This is a genomic window from Chitinophaga sp. OAE865, from assembly GCF_040546735.1.
Classification (GTDB): Bacteria; Bacteroidota; Bacteroidia; order Chitinophagales; family Chitinophagaceae; genus Chitinophaga; species Chitinophaga polysaccharea_A.
Window position 1 is genome coordinate 2,543,040 of sequence record NZ_JBEPOF010000001.1, and the last position, 24,855, is coordinate 2,567,894.

The following is a 24,855-nucleotide window of genomic DNA, read 5'->3' on the forward strand; positions in this document are numbered from 1 at the left end:
GGATAATCAAAAACCGGCAGAAGACATGGTGTCGGGAAAATGTACCTTTACTGCCAATTCCAGGTGAAATAATAACTAAGTAAAGGTGGCTAATCCGGCCCAATTTACGACATTTGCTACCGCTAATTTTACGACCCAGGCGCAATTTATCGCATTTGAACTTTCCTATAATAATAAAATAAATCAATATTCTCCCCTGTCAGGTGCAATTCAGGGACACGAAAAGGCGTTACTCAAGGTATTGGAAAATTCAGGGTTGCAGGTATTTAAAGGAAATAATATATTCACTGAGTGGAAGCAACTAACTTTGAATCAGCCTACACCTGCTAATCTGTCAACACATACTATTTCAGAAACAAATTGCTCTGTACATTAAATTAAACCCAAATGAAAACTATATTCTTTTTAGCTTTTATGCTTTTATCAAATCTTGTCTTTTCCCAGACACGGATTGCTACACCGGAACTTGCCCCATTTGCAGGCACATGGGAATACACTGGAAATAACCAGACCTTCCGTATTGAATTGAAATTAGAAACGCTTGAAGAGTCGGGTGTAGCCCTAGATGTATTGCAGGGACGGCTGATCTATTCGGCGGACAATAAAGTAGTACAAAACACAATGGATTCCTCTAAGCCTAATATTCTAAATGGCGTTCTCGCTGATAAAACCGCCTCCGTTAGCAAAGTGCGGTTCTTCTTTATTGATATTGTTAAAGGGAAGAGTGGTAGAGGTTTTATGGAATTGATGCCTGGGAGTAATGATAAATTATTATGGACCTTGAAAAATGGGGAAATAATTTCCTTCGGTGAAAAGGTGGATTATGATTTCTCAGTTCCTGTAAAGGCAACACTACGGAAAATAAAATAGGTAATTCACTTAAAATACAAAAGGGCTGCGGTATTCCGTCAGCCCTTTTTTTGTGGTTCCTGCAAACCTTGAGTACATTAAAGTGCAAGGCTTAAAAAAGTCCTTTGGTAGGATTCATTGCCTAACAATCAGAAATAGGTTGTTTGATGGAGGACGGTATTTAGTAATGTGATCCAAACATGGCAGCCTCCTTTAGGCCAGATCCCGTCTGAAAGAAAATATCAGAAAATGGGCGAAATCAAACGGTGTAGAAATTGAGTTTAACCGGATAGACGCGGTGCTCAGCAAGATCGGGATTTATTGATAGAACCAGCAAGGGGAGCTTTGTTTTTCGGGGATAGCTGCCTGGCAGCGAACTGGTAATTACCGGCTCGGGCTATGCCCATATTTTTGATTTCCCGTAAGCTATAGGTTACCCACTATTAGTTGCCGAGTTTGTCCACCTGAAAATAAATTAAGTATTAAATTAATATAAAGCTATTTGTTATAGGATACTGCCTCTTTCCAGTGACCAAAAACCAGAAGTTTTCCATACCTGGATTGGTTTGTTACGGTTCTTGTTACGGTTGGTTTATAATTTATTGATAATCAATTGAATTTAGTATATGGTTGGGGCAACTGGAGGGCAGAAAGGCAACTACAGATCAAGGAAGATTATGCTACGATGGTTACTATAGATTGCAGGATTAAGAAATAGGTTTTTATCAGCCGGCAAATCCGCTCGTATTAAATGTTATGAGTTGATTGATGATAATATCAGAATATAATACTTTGCCGAACAAATATGGAGAATAGTCAAACAAGCAGGAGAGAGCTGTGACCTTGCATTATTATGTTGACTTGCCTTTTAGAGTATGGAACTGAAGATGTCAAATAGGCAGACAATAATATTTTTCAATTAATAGTACTGGCAAGATTTAGACTAAAATAGATCAGATTATATTACTTTTGCAGGTAGTTCTTTTTTTAAAGCAAATAACGATTCCCAAGAAATTCGATTACCAATTTGGTTACCACCGAAACTTTATCTTTGGGAAATCAATACTTTACTAGATTTGGCAATCTCTTTCGGGAGTCGCCGGCTCCACATCAAATTTTTGAGTATAAATGTTCACTCGCTTAAAATGTCCAAATCGCCCTGTAGGGGAGTGATTCGGTTATTAAGGGTGCCTCCTTTTGCTCAAAGTGAGTATGGTAGCGACTTTCATTTTTTAACATAAGTCCCGCCACTTCCACGAAAAAACGGGAACTGTGCATCAGGATGCATTGTTCCCGTTTTCATTTTCTAAAAATTGCAAATTAGCCAATTAGGAAAAGCAATTGGAAATACAAGATCATAGGAGCACTAACCATCTGGTGTTACTTTGCACTTTTTCTTCACAATAATGCCTCAGAAAGCGCGAAGCTTTCTGAGGCATTATTTTTTAACGCTTACTCACCTTACCCTGTCCGGATGGAAATACATCCTGGCAAAATCTAGCGTATAGCCTCCAGGGGTAATTAAATATTGCTGCACCAATCCTTTTTCTCCAGCAAGCGGCAACTGCATACCGGAAACACTGACGGTACTTTTAAACTGGTTGTCGTCAAACGCCCACTGATCTGTAGTGCCGGTCTTGGTAAAGTAAAGATTGGCTGCATCATCTACATTGGTCTTGGTATTGAAATCCGCCCCCGCCAGGTAATCTACATATACCCAGCTTCCAGGTTTTACATTTTTAGCTAAATAAGTTCTGTATTCCATGCCGTTGCTGTTATCCATCCTGTAAAGGAATATGTCAAGCGGTGTTTCATTGTCTGTATAGTGAATGTAGAAGCCCAGTTTATTGGTAGATGTATCTGCTGCCGGTGGTTGTATTTCCGTTACTTTACCATTTATATACAGAAAATTGATAGCTGCCTTGGTACCGTCGGACGGTAAAAGCTTACTGAAAATAACCTGTCGGGTAACCGTATCAGTCACTACCACTGTTTTCTGTTGTTGTTTTTCCAGGTAAGCATAAGCAACATTGAATTCGAACTTTTCTGTAGGCTTAAGCACTTTGTCACCAACATATGCTGTGGTATCTATCGTTATCCGGAGCGCATTTGCTAATCCGTTGTAGCCGTTAACTACTACATGCATGGCTTTCCTGACATGCTGATCCTCTTTGTTGCAGGCTACAAAAGCTACTGATAGTAATAACAATTGCGCTGCTTTTTTGTAATTGATAAATTTCCTCATTTCGTTCGTGTTTACAGTTCTAATTTTTTTGAGAATCTCATACTGTTGTTTACAGGCGTTTCTTCGAATATATATACTTTGGAAGATGCGGTTGATGCAGCAGGCTTGGGCGCAGTTGTGGAAGTTGCATGCCAGGTGTACCCCGATCCTTCTGTATAAAATTCATTGGTGCCTGCTTTGTAAATATATACCAGGAAAAGCACGGCTGTAGGCTGTCCGTTATATACCTGCCCGGTGGTAGGAAAAGTTGAAACGCTTACCGGAGCTGAAAATTCATTAGGCTTTACATTTTTAATCCGGGTGATCTCCTCAAATACTTTTGGAGTGAAATAGTATTTACCCAAAACAATATCTACAGGCTCCGCATATTTGGTAACAGTGGGTGTGAACATGTATGATATTTTGATCTTATCATCTTCGAGGGCAGGTATTTCCGGCATTTTGCTTACTTGTCCGTTAAAGTAGAAAAACTCGATGGTGGCAGGACTATCTTCCTTTTTCAATTCTTTGCTCATTACTGTTTTACCACTGCCTATTTCTGTAATGCTCAGGTGTAATGCAGGTTTATTAACAGGGATTACGCATCCTTTGGTAGCGTCAAATTTTCCGGGAGATGCTTCTGTAACCTGGAAGGTATCCAGTTTTACGGACAATGTTTCATCGCTTCCGTTGTAGCCTTTTACATTTACGGCCAGCATATTATCTTCATAAAGGAAGTCCTGCTCCTTTTTATTACAGGCCAGTAGTGTTGTCAGAAAAGTTCCTGTTAATACAGTAAAAAATATATGGATTGTTTTCATTTTTTTGTTTTTATAGAACAAGGGAGTCAGAATGTATAGGCTGCGGTTAAACTGAATGAAGCACCTACCTTCCTTACAAAGGTTTCCTTGTCGCCTATTCTGGTCTTCGATTTTCCGTCGGCGGTGGTTTCCAGGTAGCCTTCTTCATATTTCTGTGAGAATCCGTATTTCCATTCATAGATGTCGGACCATTCGGTGGCTGTAATATAAGATCCTCCCAGGCCCTGCCATTTATCCTGTAGCTTATACGTATCGCCGCTATTGAGGTAGAAACGGTATGGGCTGTTTGTGAGGTTACTCATGTTGAACCTGACATTCAGTTTTTTATTCTTCAGGAATGAGTAGCTGATCTGCGCATCCAGCTGGTTGCGTGGGCGTTCGTATTCCACGATGTTTGGTTCCATACCGGTGGCAAAGGTCTTATAGCCCATGTGGTTATAGGCTACGTTGGCGCCTAAGCGATGGCCGTTATATTGCAAACCAAGGTTGTATAATACCGGTACCTGTCCATACAGTGGACGTTTCTCTTTCAATAGTTTTTTGGTACGGTAGGAGTAAGTGTTGCCGTATATGTCGGCGCTCATCGACTTCTCTGTATACTCGGCTGCCTGTACAGTAGAGGTCTGGAAAGTGAGGTTACCGCTGAAGTATAATTTATCAAGGAAGTTCCAGTCCGGGTAAATGAAACCTAAGCTTTTGCGCAGATCAGCTTCCCAGCCATGTACCTTTGCCCATTCTGAATTACTGGTGGTAAGATATACCCGCATGCTGGCATCTGTCCAGTTACGATACAGTTCTACGGGTTTATCGAAGTATTTGTAGAAATAGCCGAAGGAGATCACTTCACCGGCTTTAGGATACCATTCCAGGCGAAAATCGTAATGATCTATAACGGTTGACAATACCCCTTCGTTGCGGCGGTAACCGGCAATAGCGGGGTCGTACCGTATCATCAGGGAGTTTTCGATCAATGCCGGCCGCACTACTGATTTTGAATAAGCCGCACGGATGTTGAAGTTTTCGAAGGGTGTTGCTGTAAGACTGGCAGAAGGCAGATAACGCCACGTTTTTTCCTCTGTTTCCGGGTCTGCAGTGGCAGTTACAATTTTTCCTGTTTCCGGGTCTACATATTTCTTTTTTTCACCCTGTTCTATCAGCTTATCAATACCCAGGTCATTGGCGCTGTTTTTTAGTTTTTCATATTTATAGTACTCCGCCCTGACGCCCCATACCAGCCGAAGCCATTTTGTAAAACGGTTATCGAGCATTGCATACAGGGCCTGGTTGTTGTTCTTGCCCTCATATCCGTTCCTGGAAAAAGCCGCAGGATAGTAAAGCAGGTCTTTCAGCGGATCTTTAAATTCCAGGAACTGTCCCCATTGCTGCACAGGTACATAAGGATAAACACCGCCCGTTTGCACATTGCCGATTGGCAGAATGATCCAGTCGTACAGGCCATGACGTTCCATAAACTGGTAGCCTGCTTTTGCAATTTGTTTTTGCCCTAACAGCTTCGCCTGATAACTCAATGCGCCTTCGGCAATTTTATTGGTTTCCCGGTAATAATATTGCGCCCTGTTGAATGTGCCATAGCCGGGATTGGTGAGCGCTGTGGGCGCCACGTTGTACACCGTTCCGTTGAGGGTTTTATAAGGATACAGCCAGGCTTCTGTTGCATCCAGCTCATTATTGGTAAGGTTGTTACGGGCCACATTCCATTCAAACTTAAGCGCGCCAAAAGTATGCTCGCCATTGATGCGGTTTTGCAACATATCAATAAACTTAGGGCGGTCATATTCACGGATTTCAGGAAGCTCGCCACCAATTTCATTTCCCCAGCCTACAATCCGGGAAAACTGGTTGTTGAAAACACGGGAGTAAAAATTGCGTAAGGTGATCTTATGATTTTTTGAGCTCCAGCCCACATTGAACAGCGCTCCCCAGGAGGTAACGAAATTATATTGATTGGAAAAGGTTCGTTGCAGTTCCTCACCTGTTATAGCGTCATACCTGGTATTGCCGATTTTTTCCCAGTTTCCTCTTTCAAAATGCGGAATATCGTCGATGGATTGTTCATTGCGATAGCTAAGCGAGCCTACAAATCCAAAGCGGCTGTTCCTGATATTGTAATTGCGCCCCAGGCTGAACTGGTAGTTTTGTCCCGGTGCCGCTTTATAAGTTCTTGTCCCGAGGCGCTCAAAACCGCCTATTCTTTTATTCTGTTCGGCTATCATAACAGGGGTGATAGGCGTTACGCCGGGAGATGGTGTGGCATAAGGATCTGTTAGTCTGTAATTCGCGTTGGTAAAAACCATCAGGTCTTTGGGAAAATGATTCCTGCCGCCATCGTCAAACCCCAGGTAATCGTTTTTTCCACGGCCATAACCCAGAAAATTTTTGCCGGTACTACCGGAAATATATTTTGTCCCTGCACTTATGGTAGTAAAATTTTCGTTGGGTATGGCAAATGTATTCACCTGTACAAGGCCTCCGCCAAAACCGAAACTCATATCGGGGGTAGCGGTTTTGGAAACGATCACATTATCTATCAGGTTGCTGGGAATAATGTCGAATTCAAAATCTCGTACCTGCACGTCTGTACTGGGTAAAACGGCGCCATCCATCATAGCCACATTGTAACGCTCTGCTATACCGCGTACTACCACACGACGGTTGTCGACGGTACTAACACCTGAAATCCGCTTCAATGTTTCGCCGACATTTTTATCCGGCAGGGCAGAAATTTGTTCCCTGCTGATCCCGTTTGTAATACCGGCTTCATTTTTTTGACGCGTGTACAGCGATGCAACAGATTCCCTGCTTGCGGAAGAGGTGATCACAATACCGCTTAAAGTGCCTTTCTGGCGTTTCATGGTCATATTCAACTGGAATGTCTGCCCATCCTTTATTTCAATATCTGTTACAAGTTTAGGCGCATATCCGATAGAGCTGACCCTGGCCTGGTATTTACCTTTGGATAAAGGAATACTGAACGAACCATCAGCTTTGCTGATGGTACCCAAACTGCCTATACGGATAGTTACATCCGGTAAAGGCTCTCCTGTTTCGTCGTCAATGATTTTTCCGGAGATGCAACTGTTTCCTGTTGTGGCACCTGCTTCATTAATAGAAGCCCCCGGCCCGGCTGCAGGCCTGAGTATAATAGCGCCATCGCTGATGCTGTAGGAAATGCCGGAAGTTTTATGCAATATTTCCAATACCTCTTTAATGGAGGGGTTGGAATGGCTGAAATGCAGCATCTTTTCCAGTTGTTCGCTAACCTCTTTCCCATAGGTAAACTGGACAGGTTCAAATTTTTCTATTAATGCAAGTACCTCTTTCCCTTTTATATCTTTTTGGGGAAGTTGGATAGATTTAGATACCACCTGCGCAGAAACTATGTTTATGGTAAGGAATATCATACTGAATAAAAAATAGGTGATACTGAGTATCCTTTTTTGCATAACTTTATTAATTAAATGTTACAGACTTCTTATTGGAACTGTGCGTTTAACAGTGCCGCGCAGGAGGTGAGATACCAGCGCAGCATATTCCGGTCTGAAAACGCAGACCGGTTTTTTTATCTCTTTAATCTTTCATTCTGATCATGGCGTAATAGGCATTTAGATTTGTTAATAAATAATGATCCTGTTGTTTTCCTTTTTATACTGAAATCCGAGTGTTGCTGATAATAGGGAAAGCGCTTCGCTGAACGACCTGTTTTTGATCCGGATAGTCACCCTTTCCTGTTTCCATTTGATACTTGTAATTGTTATTGGCACATTGTACCAGTCGGAGATGGATTGCACCACCTCTTCAAAAGGCGATTGGTTGAAAACCATTCCGTTGTTCCACCATTCGCAAAGCATGGCGGCATTTACTTCGTCGATCGTAAAGTGGTGTTGCTGCACATCAAACCGTAACCGTTTCCCCGGAATAAGATCGGCCAGTTGCTGCCCGTCATATTGCAGCCGCACCTTACCTGTGCGTACAATAACAGCCGCATGCAGACCATCTTGTGCAGTTACTTCAAAGGAGGTGCCCAGTACCTGGGTACGCAACCTGCCGGATTGCACATAGAAAGGCCGGGAAGGATCAGTTTTTACCTCGAAAAATACTTTCCCGGAAAGTGTAACTGCCCGTTCTTTAGTATTGAAATCATCGGGAACAGCCAGTGTGGCGCCGGGAAAAAGATGCGCAATACTACTGTCGGGCAGCTGTATTGTTTTTGGGGCGCCCTTTAATGCAGTAATCGTTTGTACAGGGATCGGCTGCTTCTTTAGTAAAGTGGTATTTAGCCAGATGGCACAGGAAGCCGCCACTATCGCAGCAGCGGCATATCCTGCCCACGAGCGGTAGTTGAACAGGGGGCGTGATTTACCTGCACCTTTGCTTGTTGCAAAGGATTGCCAGTTTGTACGATGGGTAAATGATTGCCAGAGCGCGGTGTGAATCGCCTGCTTATCTTCTTCCTTTAACGGTTGATCATCTTCAGGCCTTGCCTGCAGCCATTTTTCGATGAACTTTTTTTCCTGGTCGGTTGCCGTACCCTGGAGGTACCTGTCAACCATTTCCCTGATTGCTTCTATATTCATATAACCGGGAGCTTTTCAGGCTCCTGGCTATATGTCTTAAAAACAAAGATTTTAACTATCGGGGGATTGTTACCAAATTATTACCAAAAATGTGGTTTAGTTGCTATGCAGGAATATGGCGACAAGAATTGCTTCTTTTAAATGCTTTCTGAGCTTCTGATAACTTGAATTGAGCTGATTACGAACGGTTTGCTCGGAAATATTTAGTAAACCGGAAATTTCTTTTACAGAGAGATGTTGTTCCTGGCGTAACCGGTACACCTGTTGCATTTTTTCAGGTAACCTGGTTATTTCATTTTCCGCTAATGCCTCCAGCTCTTTTAAATGTAAAGGCGCTATATAGCTGCTTAGTTCAGATAAGATGCTTTTCCCGTATTCCAGGCTCCTGTCGGCCATTTTAGCAGCCTGTGAAAAATGGCTCAGCACTTCATATTGCACGGCGGTATGAAGGTAAGCGGCCAGGGTGGCTTCAATAACCAGGGAAGCCCGCCGCGACCATACACTGATTATTACTTCCTGCACCACATCCTGCGCATCTGCTGCCGATTTTAACCGGTTAAAGGCATACACATACAGCTTTTCCCAATACCTGTCGAAAAGTGTTTTAAAAGCAAAACCATTGTCTTGCTTAACCTGGAGCCACAGATCTAAATCGGAAAGTTCGTTCAATGCCATTGAGTGCAGAAGTACAATAACTGCAAAATTATATGGCTTTCCTGCAAATAATAAATTTTTGAATGGAAGATGACTGCTGTTTTTAACCCCGCTGTGGCCTGGATCGGGCTATGGTACCGCCTGCAGGGCCAAATGTTATCTTAGTATTAATCTACGGAAAAGGAAAATAAAAGGATCTAAAGTTATGATCCCTCCGCGGAGATCGATCTGCTTAAAGGCTACAGTGTGATCGCTCCGACGCAATACAAAGTGGTTTGCCAGGCCAGTGGTATAAGCGGTCCTAATAATGTGAATGAGGTGACTTTCATCCTAACCGGATAAAATTTTCCGCATCTCGTAAATATTTTTCCCGTTTTCGAAAGTCTTTTTCGCCGGAAAGCAGCAAATTGCGGCCTGAAATACCAGCAAATGCACGTAGCCGAGAAAGCTCCTACTCATATAATACAGACAGGCCAGGAGCCGGATACGGCAAACCGGGGGCATCTCCCATACCCGGATAAAAGCAAAAAGAAGAAAAATAACGGCAAAAAACAGTCTTTTTTCCGGAAACTGGCAGGAGTGTTACACCTCTGGCTTGGTCTTATCTCCGGGATAGTGATCATTATTGTGGCATTAACCGGAGCGATTTATGCTTTCCAGCCCGAACTGACGGACGCCTTCCAGCCCTACCAGTTTGTGGAAAAAGCAGACGGCCCTATGCTGCCTGTTTCCAGGATCAGGTCTATTGCCGAAGCTCAGCTACCCGGGAAAACAGTAAGCAGGATCACTTTTTCAGGGGCGGAACGCTCCGTAGGCGTCAGCTTTAATAAGAAAAAGGAAGGATACTACTATATGGTATATGTAAATCCATATAATGGGAAAGTGTTGCAGGTTAAGGATATGGACCGGGATTTTTTCCGCCAGGTACTAAACGGCCACATGCATCTCTGGTTACCCGACCCGGTAGGCCATTATATTATCATATATGCCACCCTGATTTTTGGCCTCATCATTATTTCCGGTATTGTTTTGTGGTGGCCCAGAAAGTGGAGTAAGTCCGCAAGAAAGCAAAGTTTTTCAGTTAAGTTAAACGCATCTCCTAAACGACTGAACTATGACCTGCACAACGTATTAGGGTTTTATGCCAGCTGGGTGATGATCTTCGTGGTGTTCACCGGCCTGGTTTGGGGATTCGATGCGGTACGCAATGCAGAGTACTGGGTATTCAGCGGTGGAAAGAAATATCCTGCAAAAGAGAAGACAGCAGCGGCGAAACGACCTGTCGCGCCCCGTCAGCAGATGGCTTCTGGTGAAGATCCGCTCGACCGGATTGACGCACAGATCAGGGAGCGTTATAATATCGCCTTTGGCAGAACACAGTTCCTCTTGCCTTCCGGCGAAAAGGGAACACTCACCGTCCGTTATTTTCCTGAGCAAAAGCGCAGCTTCAATGCAGACTATCTTGTATTTGATCCGTATACCGCTGCAATTTTACCTGCGGGTGTGCGCGGGAAGTACGTGGATGCAGACGGGGGCGACAAGGCCAACAGGATGAACTATGATATTCACACAGGCGCCATCGGTGGATTTCCCCTGCGGCTGATCGTTTTCCTGGCAGCTCTCGTTACTGCCTCATTACCCGTTACCGGTTTTTATATCTGGTGGGGAAAAAGGAAAAAGAAACAACGGTAGCCGTTCGATATACTATATTCTAAATTTTATTTTAGCTGTTCCAACCATGACCAGATACCTGTTATCTATTTTACTATGCATTTTTATAAACACTCTTGTTTCCGGTCAGCAGCAACCAGCAGGTAATCTGTATGGAGTAGTATTAACAGAGAAGGGAAAACCGGTTCCGGCTGCTTCTATAGTGTCTGAAAAAGGAACACCGGTGGTAACAGATAAAGAGGGCCGTTTTTTATTGGATCTGCCGGCAGGAACGCAGCATATCACGCTGAGCGCGGTAGGATTTGCAACCCGGAGTATACAGGTAGATATAAAGCAGGGAAAAGATGAGCAACTGAATGTGGTGCTAACGTCTGAAAGTTTTTTGAACGAGGTGGTGGTTACTGCAGGTCGCAAAGCAGAGAGTATCCGGGAAGTGCCTTCTTCTGTTACCATTGTACGTGAGAAGGAAATTCGTGAACAGGCGGCCATTAATCCATCCATAACTTCCATTCTTGGCAATATCGTTCCGGGGCTGGGCACGTTTACCAACAAGGCTACCAATTCGGGACAAACGTTGCGGGGCCGCTCTGTGCTGGTGCTGATAGATGGTATTCCGCAGTCCACCCCGCTGTTGAATGGCAGCCGCGATCTGCGCTCCATTGATCCCGCTGTCATAGCGCGTGTTGAAGTGATCAAAGGCGCCACCTCTATTTATGGAAATGGTTCCGGGGGTGGTATCATTAATTTTATTACAAAAAGCCCGGAGGGCGATAAGAAGATTGGTGGTGAAACGAGGATCGGGTCTGATGGTAATCTTTTTCATACCAATAATACCATAGGTTACCAGCTTTCCCAATCCCTATATGGTAAAATCAACCGTTTCTCTTACCTGGTAAGTGGCGTGTATAATCGTACCGGTGCATTGAAAGACGCCGAGGGGAATGTAATTGCCCAGGCGGATGGAATGAGTGAAACCCGGCTTTTTAACGGGTTTGCCAAGTTGGGTTACGAGATCTCCGATAAGCAGCAACTCACTTTCTCCTATAATCTTTTTACAAGTCGCCAGTATACCGACTATGTGAACAAAGAAGGTGTTTATGGGGTTTCTCCTGCTATTGGCATTAAAGGTACTGATCCCGGTGAACCGGCAGGAACGCCGCACAGTCACAATATGTACCTGAGTTACCGGGTGAAAGATCTTCCGGCAAACAGCAGCCTGGAAGTGATACTGTATGATCATCGTTTTCAATCGCTGAACAGGTATGTTGAAAAGTCCAACAGCTGGTACGGCCCGGGACAAACGTATATCCAGTCTTACAAACAAGGCATTCGCGTGAACCTGAATACTCCCTGGAAAACAAAACATATTTCCGGAGATGTGACTTATGGACTGGATCTGCTGAAGGATCGTACTAACCAGGTACTTACCGACGGACGGGTATTTGTGCCGGATATGAACATGCTTAATATTGCGCCTTTTGCCCAGGTGAAAGCAGATTTTCACCAGCTGGTATTAAAGGGTGGCATACGTTATGAAAATGCAGGCATCCGCGTGAAGGATTTCAACACCATCGCCAAAGGCCAGAATGGGGAAGGCAGTACCTTTATCAGGGGAGGGCGTCTTAACTATAATGCAGTGATGTTTAATATAGGGGCACGTTATAACCGCTGGAACATGTTCAGTCCTTTTGTAAGTTTCTCCCAGGCATTTGGTTTGAATGAATTAGGCCGTATACTACGCAGTGCTTCTGAAAATACGCTGGAGCAGATCCAGACAGACCCGGTTGTTACTAATAACTATGAAGCCGGCTTCAGCAGCGAGTTTGGACCGTTCAATTTTTCGGCTTCCTATTTTGTGAGCACATCTAAACTGGGGGCGAACCTGGTGGAGGAGAACGGTATCTTTGTTACGCAAAGGGAGCCTGAGCGCGTTTACGGTTATGAGCTGGTGGCAGAATCACGCATTGGTAAGCATATAAAAGCAGGGGGCAGCTATTCGTTTGTAGAAGGTAAAACAGAACAGGCCAACGGCGAAGAAAAATATATGAACGGGGAGCGTATTATGCCCGCTAAAGCAACTGGCTTTGTGAACTATCAGCCGGTGGATGCATTGAATTTGCAGCTTTCTATAGTATATACAGGTAGCAGGAGCCGCTTTGAACCGCGTAGTACCGGCGCTTATGGTTTGAGTGAAGGCCCTGTGAAACCGGTTACCTATTTTAATTTCAGTGCCGGGTATAAAATAAATAATGCCTTTAACCTGTCTTTAGGCGTGGAGAACTTATTCAACCAGGCCTATTATCCACCCAGGAGCCAATACAGGGCGCAGAGCCTGGAATATGTACAGGGAAACGGTGCAAGACTGAGTTTGAGTGCAGGGTATAGGTTTTAATGGAATTTATGGAATTTAACAGAAAGGGCGTCCCAATTATTTTTGGGATGCCCTTTCTGTTAATGAATGAATTTACCCCCTGTTTTAAACGATTTACTCCCCCTGTGTCTTTGAAGAACTCTCCTATATTGCCTTAATTCCATGATAAACTGATCGCATTACCCCTCGTCTTTCACGGTCAAAAAAATTCTTAGTTATGAAAAAATTACTATTCTATCTTCTCCTGATAGCCCTGTTGTCCGGCTGCTCAAAAAATTTAAAGGAGGACATTTTACCGGCTGATATAAAGGCAGGCAGACAAATTACTGCAATGGCCCTGCAGGACGTAACTCCCGCAGATTTTAAGGGCGTTAACTGGGCCGATCCGTCAGATAATTTTAAAGATGATTATGTAGTGCCCACGGGATTGGCTTCTTCAGACAGCTATGCCACTACCAAAACAAAGGCGGCAAATATTATCAACGCTTTTAAACAAAGAGGTGCCAATACCATCCGGATGCCTATTAACCCGTCTTCCACATTGCAGGCCTGGTGGAACAGTTATACCGCTGCCATTGATACCGCTGCCAACAGCGGGATGAAAGTGATCCTGGCTTACTGGGAAGGCAGCAGCTCACGCGATGGCCTGGTAGATAACACCACTCAGTTCTGGAACATGTGGCAAACGGTAGTGAACAAATATGTTAACAACAGCAATGTTTATTTTGAAGTATTTAATGAACCGCATGGTTATAGTTTATCAGATCTGAATAACCTGTATGCCGACTGGCTTGCGCATTATCCCAATGTGCCCCGGAACAGGATATTACTGGATGGGGCAGGATATGCAACAAATGTAAATGGAGTGGGAGCCGACAGCCGGCTGAATACCTGCCTGTTATCCTACCATGATTACACCTGGTTTGATAACAACAAGAACACCACCGCAGATTGGGAGTCTGCTATTTCTGCTATCAGTTATCCCGAAAGAACAGTAGTAACAGAGTTTGGTATTCCAATGACCAACGGGAAAAACTATCTTGGCGCGCCCGGGCAGGACAGGGAAATCGCCTATTTCCAGGGCATGACCAACCGGGTGCTTTCTCGCGGTATTGGTTGTATTTACTGGCCGGGATTAAGAGAGGGAGATAGTTACAGCTTATTAACATTAAGCGGCACTACGGTAACTACCAATAATGCTTCGGGGCTTTCCCGCCTGCAATATGCCTGGGGCCTTACCACTATCACACAGCCTGCTGGTGTATTTGATAGCGCGGCATGGTATAAAATTGTTTGCAGGCAAAGTAACAAAGGGCTTGATGTAAATGGCTCTTCTACTGCCAACGGGGGCAGTATTGTGCAGTGGGATTATTGGGGCGGTAATAACCAGCAGTGGAAATTGAATAGCTTAGGTGGGGCACGTTTCAGTATTACCAACCGTAACAGCAACAAATCGCTCGATGTGAATGGCAGTTCCACCACTGCCGGTACAGATATTGTTCAGTGGGATTACTGGGGCGGTACAAATCAGCAGTGGACTGTAACAGATATCGGCTTCGGGTATTACCAGGTTACCAATGTTGGCAACGGGTTGAGCCTTGATGTAAATGGAGCTTCTGCTGCCAACGGCGCAGGTATTATACAGTGGTACTGGAGCGGGGCCCGTAATCAACAGTGGCAGGTAGTAAAACTATAACCAGGTAATATCCGTTTTCATGGAATAAAATAGACCGGGCTTCATCATGATGAAGCCCGGTCTATTTTACTATTTACTTTCCGGCAAAGCCACAAACCGTATCACGTTCTTGCGGCTCAGGTAAAGCTTTGAAGCGGTCTTAACAGACATGCTGTTAATTTCACCCAGTTGTTTTTCCATGTCGGGAAGTTCTTTCAGTGCTTCATTGGCTTCTATTTTCCCGGCAATGAATTGCAGCCAGAATTCATTGCTTTCAGACTCCAGTTCATACTGCTTGCGGAAGCCGGCCCTGAATTTTTCCACCTCGTCGGCAGTGGCACCCTGCTGCTGTAAATTAGCGATGTCCTGCTGTACCAATCCTACCAGGTGCTCCACGTGTTCGGGTGCACAGCCAAATGATACATTGATGGCAAAGCGCTGATCAGGTTCTTTCACCATTGACCCGTCTACAGAAGGAGTATATACTTCTCCGGCATTTTCCCGGAGACTGGTTAACAGTCTGTATTGCAGAATTTCAGACAGTGCCTGCAGCTGCATTTTGTTGCCCGTGTTGTAAACACAGTCGCCATTGTACACCAGCAATACCGTGGCTTTATTATCCTTTCCTTTAGTGACGGTTTTTACCAGCTGCCCCTTGGGCACATGTACGTGGAGTTTAACCGCTTTCTCTTTTTTATGAAGAGAAGGCAATGCGCCCAGGTACTGTTCCAGCAAGGGCCGGATGCTGTCTGTATTGAAATTGCCTGCAAATACGAAATTGGCCTGTGAGGCGTCTGCAAACCGGTCGCGATAAACTTCATAGGCCTTTTCCAGGCTGATGCTGTCGAGCCGTTCCAGTGTGGAAGGGCTTGTACGGTAATGATAGCCGGTTAATACGGCGTTGATAGTATCCCTGAATACAGTACCGGGATCGCTGTAGCGGTTTCGTATTCCTTCCCTGGATTGCGCGATGGCATTTTCAAATAATACAGTGTCTTTCCGGGGGGCGGTAAACCGGAGGTATATTAATTGCAGTGCTGTCTCGAAATCTTTTACAGTGCTGGCGCCGCCGATTCCCTGGCTACGCCCGCTGATGAAGGTGCCTACAGATGCAGATTTGCCGTTCAGCATTTTTGCCAGTTGAACAGGAGAGAAACCTGCAAGTCCTGATCCGCCTATGATTCCGTTGGCGCTGGAGGCGCTGGGGAAATCTGCATCTGAATATTTATTGATACCCCCGGGTGCAAAAGAAAGGAACTGGATGGCATCATTTTTATAAGTGGTGGGTTTGAGCCAGGCTTTTACGCCATTGCTGAAAGTGAATTGCTGTATACCTAATGCGGGGTAATTTTTTTCAGCAACTATTTTCCCGGGCGCCGGTAATTTACTTAATAGGGCCTGGTTGGCAATATTATCGCTGTATTGCTTCAGCGGGCTGGCGGTTATTTTTGCGAGCCATCCGTTTACAGTAGCTGAATCAGGAAGATGTTCCTTTTCCTTTTCCGGGGCTATGATAAAAATATCGCGGTTGATATCCCTGATATATTCATTCGCTATTGCATTCAGATCGTCGGTGCTAATAGCAGGGATGGCTGTTTTCAGAAAGTTGTATTCCCAGTCGAACCCTGGTGATGGTGTTCCGTGAAGGAACAGTGCCTGGTATTCCGCTACATAAGCTGCGGAAGGTGTTTTATCTTTTTCGCGGGCCGATTTTTCCAGGTTGTTCAGAAAGGAGAGTTTGGCGCGTTCCAGTTCAGATGAAGTGAACCCGAAGCGTTTTACTTTTTCTATTTCCGACCAGCCGGCGGCAAATGCCTCTTCCAGTTTGCCGGCTTTTGCAGTTACTGAGAAAGAGAATTGATCCAGCCCACCGATTAAGTTAGCGATACCTGCCTTTACCCCGAGGAAGGGAGGATTAGGCTGCTGGCTTAATTCCGCGATCCTGGCGCCGAGCATCTGGTTGAACAGCGATCGTTTCAGTGAATTAAGGTATCCGGTAGTGGTGGTCCACTTATCTGCTGTATGCTTCACCATCATTTCCAGGCCGGTGGTAGTTACTTCCGGATCGGTAACGGTCATGAAGTGGTTTTTACCGGTAAGCGGAATATTATACGTGGGCCTTTTTTTTTCGTTCGCCGGGTTTTTCAGATCTGCAAATTGTTTCCTGATCTGTTGTTCTACCTGATTCACATCTATATCACCTACCACGATGATGGCCTGCAGGTTGGGCCGGTACCAGTCGTGGTAAAAACGGCGGATAGCAGCAGGGGGGAAGTGAAGCAGTATACTGTCTATGCCTATGGGTGAGCGTTCAGTATATTTACTGTGGTTTAATGCTATGCGGGAGGTTTGTTCCTGTATGCGTTCTCCTACGCCTCCGCGCAGGCGTTTTTCCTCGATGATCACGCCGCGTTCCTTGTCGATGTCGCCGGTTTCCAGCAATGCTTCCTGTGCCCAGTCGCGCATAATATCCAGGCCGTGGCTTACCATTGCGGGATCTGTGGTAGGAACGGGTAGCTGGTATACAGTTTCATCAAACGACGTATATGCGTTCAGGTCAGCCCCGAACCGCACGCCTGCTTTCTGCAGGTAATCTATCAGTTTATTTTTAGGGAAATGGGTAGTGCCGTTAAAGTTCATGTGTTCCATGAAATGCGCCAGTCCCTGTTGGTCATCGTCTTCCAGGATAGATCCTACCTTGTTCACCAGGTAAAACAATGCCCGTTTGGCAGGTTCATTGTTTCTGCGGATATAGTAAGTGAACCCATTGGGCAACTGACCGGTATGAACGGCGGTATCCAATGGAATGGGGCGGTCCTGTCCGGCGCCCTGCGCAAAGCTTCCAGCCAGCGAAAAGCATAGCAACCCGGCGGTGGCCAGATAACGATAATGCATAGTTGTTTGTCTTTTGGTGGTTTTTGTGTGTAACATGGTTCCGTTATAAAAGATGGATGCCGGTTACAGCATCTCCAGTATACCTTCATTTTCAATAATGATCATGCCCTGCCGGTCTGCTGTAATACCGGGTTGCAGCCGGTAGGTATACCTGGGCACAGCGCCCTCCATCACGGTAGGCAGGAATACGAACTGTATGTTATTGCCTTTTATTTTCAGCTCTTCACCTACTTCGAAAATATGTGTTGAAATAATAAAGAAGCATGATGTAAATGCGTTGAATGCAGTAGTTACTGCAAGTGTGGCATCATAGGCGTCTTTTACATTGGTACCTTTAAACAATTCATCAAAGATGATAAAGAGACGTTTTTCTGCCGCTACTTCTTCTGCTACTTTTTTTACACGGAGCACTTCCGCATAAAAGTGGCTGTACCCTTTATTCAGGTCGTCGGGTACATTTACGGAAGAATAAAGCCCGTCGAGAACGGAGAACTGCACTTCTTCAGCGGCCACCGGGAACCCCATATGCGCCAGGTACAGCATGATGCCTGTTGCTTTCATGAGGGTGGATTTACCGGCCATATTGGCGCCGGTAAGGAACAGTACATTGCTGTTGCCGTTAAAGGATAGCGTATTGGGAACGGCTTTATCCAGGCCGGGATGTTTAACGCCTTTTGCGTGCAGGAAATTCTTTTCTTTGGGAGAAGCGACAGCGTACGAAAATCCTTTCTCCCTGGCAATACCAGCAACTGTAATGTATACATCTATCTCATATGTAAGCTCCAGCAGGGTTTTTAAATGCGCCTGGAGGACATAGGTAAGCAGGTGATGCAACCTGGCGGTTTGCAGCAGGGATCTTTTTGCAGGTGTGCGTTCCTCCAGCACCGTTTTCAGCTGCTCGTCGCGCGTAATGCTGCGGACGATGCGGGCCCAGTTTTCCCAGGGCGTGCCTTTGTCGCGGCCTTCATTTTCGAGTTGCTGAAGCATGCGCGCACCGCTTTTTAAAACAGCTAGGCAGTTATTGATCCCTTCCTGCAGCAGGGGATAGGTATCCTCTTTTACCAGGATTTCCATCAGTCTTTTCCTGCCGGTACGCAATATGGCAAGCGGCAAACCGGGGTCACCCGCTTCCTCCAGATAGGCTTCTGCACGGGTCAGCAGCGCAGCATCAAAAGGAAAGGCAAAAGTGTTGTCATGGAAGTAACGGAAAGCTTTACTCCTGTTGTTGATGGCATCCGCATCTGTGAGCGGGTGATTGAACATCACATCCAGCAGTTTTTCACCGCCCCGCGTGTTTACCTGGTTAAACAGACTGAAAACTGAGTTGGTATTATATTTTCCTAACAGCGACAGGTCATCCAGTGTTTGTTTGTCGGCAATAAAGCTCATGTGTTTTCCTTTATTGATTTTTTCCTGGTTAATATATCCAGTATACCTTCATTTTTTATAATGACCATCCCGTGCCTGTCGGAGGTGATACCGGAGGCCAGTTTGTGCGTATACACGGGTTTATTCCCTTCCATTAACGTTGGCAGATATACGAAGTTGATGTTGCTGCATTTTTCCCTGAGCGCATCGCCGGCTTCAATGATATGCGTGGATACCACGAACATACAATTCTGCCTGCGTGCGATAGCGGAAGTGATGGCAATGGTTGCCTCATATGCATCTTTCACATTGGTACCGCGGAACAACTCATCAAAGATCACGAACAGGTATTTATCCCTGCTTAGTTCCCTGGCAATTGTTTTAATACGCAATACTTCTGCATAAAAATGGCTGGCTCCCTGGCTCAGGTTGTCGGGCAGGTTAATGGTGGTATAGATACCATCTCTTACAGAAAATTCCATCCTGGAAGCCGGTACCGGAAAGCCCATCTGGGCAAGGTACATGGCTATTCCCAGCGCTTTCATGAAGGTGGACTTTCCTGCCATGTTTGCTCCTGTCAGGAAAATAATATTGCTGGAAGGAGTGATGGATAGTGAGTTAGCCACCGGTTTGGTCAGGCATGGGTGATAAAAATCTTCCAGTACTACTGTCTGCAATTCTTTTGGCAATGCCACAGGGAAGGAATATTTTCTTTCCCTGGCGGTGCGTGCCACAGAAAGATATACATCTGCCTGATAAATTTGCCGCAATAACTGCAGGATGTTTTCCCGTTGCCGGAAGCGGAGTACTTTGTCGTACTCCGCAATCCTGGCAAAGGAAAATTTTTGTTTGGCGTGTTCCCGCAGAACCGGTTGCAATTCATCCAGGGCCAGCAACCGGTCTATGGCTGCCAGCTCCTTACTGTAGGGAATATCTGCCACCTGCTGCCGGATGCTTTCTGCAAATGCTTTAGTGGCCTGCAGTATATGGATCAGGCATATCACACCCTTTTCAATAGCCTTGTATTCGGTATCGGCAGCAATGAGCTGGTTGAATTTGCGGTTCAGTGTATCCTCATGCTCATTCAGCCGGGTGCGCTCGTCGGTGTTCTGCAGGTGTTGTTCTGCAGCATCAAACCATTCACTTTCATACGGGAAAGGGATCTCCTTCCCTGAAAAGGCACGGATAATGCTGCTGCGTGCGTTGATCGCATTTTCATCCGACAATGGGTTGCGGAACATTTCTTCCAGCAGTTCTGATCCGCCACGGGTGAAGGTCCGGTTAAAGATGGCGTACACTGTATCGCCACCTCTTTTCCCGAAAATATTCAGATCGTTCAGCGTTTGTTTATCGGTCATTAAGCTCATACCAGCTATCTGTTTTACTTTCTTCTTCTCCTGATGAGTAAAATGGTGCTTCCAATTAATAATATACCGGGAATAACACCCATCAATCCGTATCTCACCATTTTCAGGCTTTCCTTGGTAAGGAAGATCTCGTTGTCGGACCCAACAGGGCGGCTTACGTCAACAGGCACCGTGGCGTACGACAGCCAGTGGAACATACCCGGGATCAAAGAAAAGTTGGAAGCGCCGTATATCCTTATGGGTGGTCTCATACCACCGTTGCTGATACAGTCCGCATCCCCGATGATCATAATACGTTGTTCCTTGTTACCGACTTTTCTTGACAGGGCCAGTGCAGTTACAAAGCTGTCTACTTTTTCACCGCTGGCAACATCCACGGTAGCAGAGTCGTTTACATAGTCGATGGTTTGCAGCTCATTCCATGTTTTCATGGTATCGGTTTGCAGAACGGGAACGGCTTTAAAGCCTTTGTTTTCGGCCATTACAAGCCCTGCTGATTTCACCATGCCTACATACAGATGCCGCTGGATCATATCGGTGAACATCGGTGCAATGTTTTTGGATGCTTCTGTTGGCCGGCATATCACTACGTTGGCAGCAACATCCTGCTTGGGTTGCACCAGCTGGCCTGGTATTGTTTTAACGCCAAACTGTGCAATGAAGGATTCCATTATTTCAGAACCTGGTTTTAACGTAATTGCCAGGTTGCCACCGTTGGCGATGTATGCATCCAGTTTCTTTTTCACAACGGAATCCATGAGTTGTTGCATATCGGAGATCACGATGATGTCTACTTCTTTCGGGATCTGTTTATCGCCGGAAAGGTCCAGTGTTTCCACATCGCAGCCCTGGTTGGTAAGTGCATAGCGGAATGTTTTAACGGAAGAGAACAACGTATAGTCACGGATCCTGTCGCCTTCTATTTTCCTTTCACCTTGCCCTTCGAGGAAGCCGATGCGGGGAAGTTTCATCACCATGCGTTTGAAAACCGCGGAAATTTCAGCCTCATCCGGAAATTTCATCATGTCGTCATAAATTCTCAGGAAAGCTTTTTGTCCGTTCTCTCTTTCCACGAGGCGTACAAAGGTGTTGCCTTCGTCAGTGAGATTGATCTTCTTTTTTACCTGTTCCTTTTTAATTTCTTCCGGGGAGAGGAATAAATCAAAATCCAGGTCTTTGATATCGGCTTCTTTCCTGGCCTGTTCAGCGAGACTCATATTTTTATAGAGAAATTTGAGCCGCGGGTTGTTACTGGGTTCGTCGTAATAATAAACGTATTTCAGTTTTATTTCCGGTTTAAAGCGGATGTATTGTTTCAGACGTTGTTTGTCTTCATTTACCTGGTCGGGCATACCAATATAATATTCCCTGTCGAGCAGGTTCACATAAGTGGTGATGGTCATGCCGCCGTCGAGTTTGGCCATAATAGCCTGGCTGTTGGGTGTAAGGGTATTCCGTTTTGTTTCGGTGGTATCATAGTAAGCCATCAGTATAGGTCTTGAAGTGGCGTATCCCAGCGCCATAGCAGAAAGTACTACCAGGCTGTATTTTCCCCACACGCTGGAGAAAGAGGCATGGGTGCGGTTGGCCTGGAGCTTCATCACGCTGAGGGTGAGGAACATGCCTACTACAATAATGAAGTATAGTACGTCTTCACTGCAGATAAGGCCCATGATCATTTCATTACAACGGCCTGAAATAGAGAGCCAGTAAGTAATGTCCCGCACAAAGCTGATATCCTGCCATACCCTGTTCATGTAGCTGAGGCTGGCCAGCAATACGAGCGTGCCCAGCGCTGCTACTACCTGGTAGGAGGTAAGGCTTGACATAAACAGCCCGATGGCAGAGTAGGCGCACATCAGCAGGTAGATGGACAGTAAACCGGAGCATACGGATGGAAGATCGAAATGATCTACCGTGCATACGCCTATCAATGTATAGATGAGCAGTACGCCCATCAGCAGTAAGCTGTAGAGCATCATGGCAAGGAACTTACCACGGATGATCTGGGAGGAAGTAACCGGGGAGGAATACAATAATTTAATGGAGCCGCTGCTCAGTTCCCGGCTCATCAACCCCATGGTGAGCAATGGCATATAGAGGTACAGGTAATTCTGCACAGTTACCAGCAAACCGAGTTGCCCGGAAAAGATATTGGCAGTAACGAAACTATTGCCAAAGCCGATGCGCTGCGCCCGCAGTATTTCCTGCAGGTGCTCTGCAAAAGCCATCCCTGTCTGGAAGGTAAATACGATAAGGATCATCCAGGCGATCGGTGAATAAAACAAGGTGAATAACTCTGCCTTAGCGATCTTGAAAACTCGTCTCATTTAATATTTTTTTATCAGCTTTTTATTTGTTGTTTTTTTTCGACAACCTCGCAAATACCGCATCCAGCGAGCTCTTTTCAATGATCAGTTCCATCAGCCCCCAACCTTTGCTTACGCTTATTTCCGCCAGTTGTTGCACGGTTTTCTTCTCGCCGTCGTATCCCAGCCTGAAACGGGTGGGCGCTACCTGTTCTATGGATCTGATGCCTTCCAGTTTAAGCAGCTCATCATGGGCAGGAGGCATATCCAGGGATATGACCAGTGTATTGGGCTCAATGTAATTGTCGAACATTTCAATGGTGCCGGAGAAAACCATCTGGCCTTCTTCTATCATTTTGATCTCCTTACAGGTGGCCTGCACTTCCGTGAGGATATGCGTGGAAAGCAATACGGAGCGGTCTTTCGCAATTTCCTTGATGAGGTTCCTTACTTCCACGATCTGGTTGGGATCGAGGCCGTTGGTAGGTTCATCGAGCACTACAAACCTTGGGTTATGTACAATAGCCTGCGCGATGCCTACACGTTGCTGGTAACCGCCGGAGAGGTTCCTTAGCAGCCGTTCCCTGAAATGGGCTACCCCACATCTTTCCAGCGCCTGCTGTACCGATTTTTTCACCTGCGCTTTCTCTACCATCCTCAGGTCGGCGCAATAGGTCAGGTATTCTTCCACGGTGAAATCCTGGTACAGCGGAAGCTTTTGGGGCATAAAGCCGATATTCCTTTTCGCTGCCACAGGATCATCTTTCAAATTAACCCCATTAACCAGCACATCGCCTTTTGTTTGTTTCAGCACTCCACAAATGATGTTCATGGTAGTGGATTTACCGGCCCCGTTGGAGCCCAGCAGGCCAACAACTCCCTGGCTATGGATCTCAAAATTTATATCTCTGACCGCCCACTGTGAGTTATAGCGATGAGATAAGTTTTCAACTTTTACAATGGCGTTTTCCATTCATTACGGATTGTTTAATAAATAAAATAGCAGTGCAAGGTGTTGCTTACACGATGCTTTGTTATTAATAAAATGTTATGAAGATGACTGCCGATGTGATGTTTCCCGGGATTTGATCCCCGGGAAACGGTCACGGGCAAAGGATTAATAGGTGGCGTTGGCAATAGCGCGAACGTCTATACGATATTTTGTTTTATAATAGTTAACCAGAATATCAAACTTCTCTTTGATCAGCGGGTAAGTGAGATAAGGCGCTATCTGTGCATCTGTCCTTTGCGTGATGTTCAGGATAAAGGAATTGATATCATTTGATTTGGCAGTGGTCCAGGAATAGGTGCCGTTATGCCATTCAAAAGGTGCGCCGGATACCGCGTTATAGGAAGATGGCAGAAAGCCTTTCTCCCGGTAAGCCTCTACGTTGGCAGGGTTGGCTGCATTGATCGGCGTTGCGGGAGCGGCGGCGGTGTAATTGCTGATGGTGTAGAACTCTGCAGGGATATCAAGGATATTATTACTGATATAATAATTCCAGATAGCAGCTGTGAGAGTATTCTTTTTCTCCACCTTTTGTGCGGGTGTCATAGTACGCAGGGATGCGTTCATGCCGGCGAACGTAATGGATTTTCCCACTATTTTGAAATCGAAGTAAAGATATTCCCTGCCCGGGGGATAACCGGTCCTGTATTGTTTGATAGTATCGGCCATCAGTACACGGTAGGGGATTCCCTGTTCTTTCTTAAAGTCTTCCGGCAGGAATTTTAACCAGATATCGTTCAGGAAATTGAGCATATCACCTGTATAAGCGGGATCGCCCAATACGGCTGTATCAATCCTTGAGGCGCTGCCCCCGGCGGATTGCATCCATTCAAAATCCTTTTGTGTAAACACATAAAGGAAATATGATCCATAATTGTCGTAGAGCTGCTGGATTTTATCATTCGCCTCTTTAGGTGCATTTCCCTGCGGCAAAACATAGTCTGGTGCTATTGGCGTAAGAGGACCTATTTTATGATCCTTCGCGCAGGAGAATAATAATATACTGGAGATGCAGCCAATAAGAAATATATGCTTCATGTGATAATG

The 24,855-nt window shown here is 45.5% G+C and carries 15 protein-coding genes; 4 read left to right on the forward strand and 11 right to left on the reverse strand.

Annotated features, from left to right (window positions below; all coding sequences use genetic code 11):
• The first annotated feature begins 387 nt into the window (after positions 1-387).
• Entirely contained in the window at positions 388-870 is a 483-nt protein-coding gene (locus tag ABIE50_RS10460; protein WP_209863751.1) for a DUF6705 family protein, read from the forward strand.
• A 1,435-nt stretch (positions 871-2,305) separates the two neighbouring features.
• On the opposite strand, the gene ABIE50_RS10465 is transcribed toward ABIE50_RS10460, so the two are convergent.
• From ABIE50_RS10465 to ABIE50_RS10485, 5 genes are all read right to left on the reverse strand, one after another.
• Positions 2,306-3,094 (reverse strand): hypothetical protein, encoded by a 789-nt coding sequence (locus ABIE50_RS10465; protein WP_209863748.1) that lies wholly within the window; start codon positions 3,092-3,094, stop codon positions 2,306-2,308.
• Positions 3,095-3,105: 11 nt separating this feature from the next.
• Positions 3,106-3,894, reverse strand: a complete 789-nt coding sequence (locus ABIE50_RS10470) for a hypothetical protein (protein WP_209863745.1) — start codon at positions 3,892-3,894, stop codon at positions 3,106-3,108.
• A 26-nt stretch (positions 3,895-3,920) separates the two neighbouring features.
• Complete coding sequence (locus tag ABIE50_RS10475; protein WP_209863742.1) at positions 3,921-7,358, reverse strand: TonB-dependent receptor; 3,438 nt, start codon at positions 7,356-7,358, stop codon at positions 3,921-3,923.
• Positions 7,359-7,526: 168 nt separating this feature from the next.
• Positions 7,527-8,489 carry a FecR family protein gene (locus ABIE50_RS10480; protein WP_209863739.1) on the reverse strand — a complete coding sequence of 321 codons (963 nt, stop codon included), beginning with the start codon at positions 8,487-8,489 and terminating at the stop codon, positions 7,527-7,529.
• A gap of 96 nt (positions 8,490-8,585) precedes the next feature.
• Complete coding sequence (locus tag ABIE50_RS10485; RefSeq protein WP_209863735.1) at positions 8,586-9,164, reverse strand: RNA polymerase sigma factor; 579 nt, start codon at positions 9,162-9,164, stop codon at positions 8,586-8,588.
• Between the two features lie 408 nt (positions 9,165-9,572).
• On the opposite strand from ABIE50_RS10485, the gene ABIE50_RS10490 reads away from it, so the two are divergent.
• The 3 genes from ABIE50_RS10490 (at position 9,573) to ABIE50_RS10500 (ending at position 14,881) form a co-directional block, all read left to right on the forward strand.
• A complete protein-coding gene (locus tag ABIE50_RS10490) occupies positions 9,573-10,835 on the forward strand; it encodes a PepSY-associated TM helix domain-containing protein (RefSeq protein WP_209863732.1) in 1,263 nt (420 codons plus the stop codon).
• Between the two features lie 46 nt (positions 10,836-10,881).
• Entirely contained in the window at positions 10,882-13,206 is a 2,325-nt protein-coding gene (locus ABIE50_RS10495; RefSeq protein ID WP_209863729.1) for a TonB-dependent receptor, read from the forward strand.
• 196 nt (positions 13,207-13,402) lie between these two features.
• Positions 13,403-14,881, forward strand: a complete 1,479-nt coding sequence (locus ABIE50_RS10500; RefSeq protein WP_209863727.1) for an RICIN domain-containing protein — start codon at positions 13,403-13,405, stop codon at positions 14,879-14,881.
• A gap of 69 nt (positions 14,882-14,950) precedes the next feature.
• Here the strand turns inward: ABIE50_RS10500 and ABIE50_RS10505 are convergent, their stop codons facing one another.
• From ABIE50_RS10505 to ABIE50_RS10530, 6 genes are all read right to left on the reverse strand, one after another.
• The gene (locus ABIE50_RS10505; RefSeq protein ID WP_209863725.1) at positions 14,951-17,791 is read right to left on the reverse strand and encodes a M16 family metallopeptidase; all 2,841 of its coding nucleotides are present in this window, start codon (positions 17,789-17,791) and stop codon (positions 14,951-14,953) included.
• Positions 17,792-17,818: 27 nt separating this feature from the next.
• The gene (locus ABIE50_RS10510) at positions 17,819-19,144 is read right to left on the reverse strand and encodes a MutS-related protein (RefSeq protein ID WP_209863723.1); all 1,326 of its coding nucleotides are present in this window, start codon (positions 19,142-19,144) and stop codon (positions 17,819-17,821) included.
• Positions 19,141-20,490 (reverse strand): MutS-related protein, encoded by a 1,350-nt coding sequence (locus tag ABIE50_RS10515; RefSeq protein ID WP_209863722.1) that lies wholly within the window; start codon positions 20,488-20,490, stop codon positions 19,141-19,143. Before ABIE50_RS10515 ends, ABIE50_RS10510 begins: the two co-directional genes overlap by 4 nt.
• Positions 20,491-20,504: 14 nt before the next feature.
• The gene (locus ABIE50_RS10520) at positions 20,505-22,820 is read right to left on the reverse strand and encodes a Gldg family protein (protein WP_209863720.1); all 2,316 of its coding nucleotides are present in this window, start codon (positions 22,818-22,820) and stop codon (positions 20,505-20,507) included.
• 22 nt (positions 22,821-22,842) lie between these two features.
• On the reverse strand, positions 22,843-23,772 hold the full coding sequence (locus ABIE50_RS10525; RefSeq protein ID WP_209863718.1) for an ABC transporter ATP-binding protein: 930 nt from the start codon (positions 23,770-23,772) through the stop codon (positions 22,843-22,845).
• A 144-nt stretch (positions 23,773-23,916) separates the two neighbouring features.
• On the reverse strand, positions 23,917-24,846 hold the full coding sequence (locus tag ABIE50_RS10530; RefSeq protein ID WP_209863716.1) for a hypothetical protein: 930 nt from the start codon (positions 24,844-24,846) through the stop codon (positions 23,917-23,919).
• Positions 24,847-24,855 lie beyond the last annotated feature (9 nt).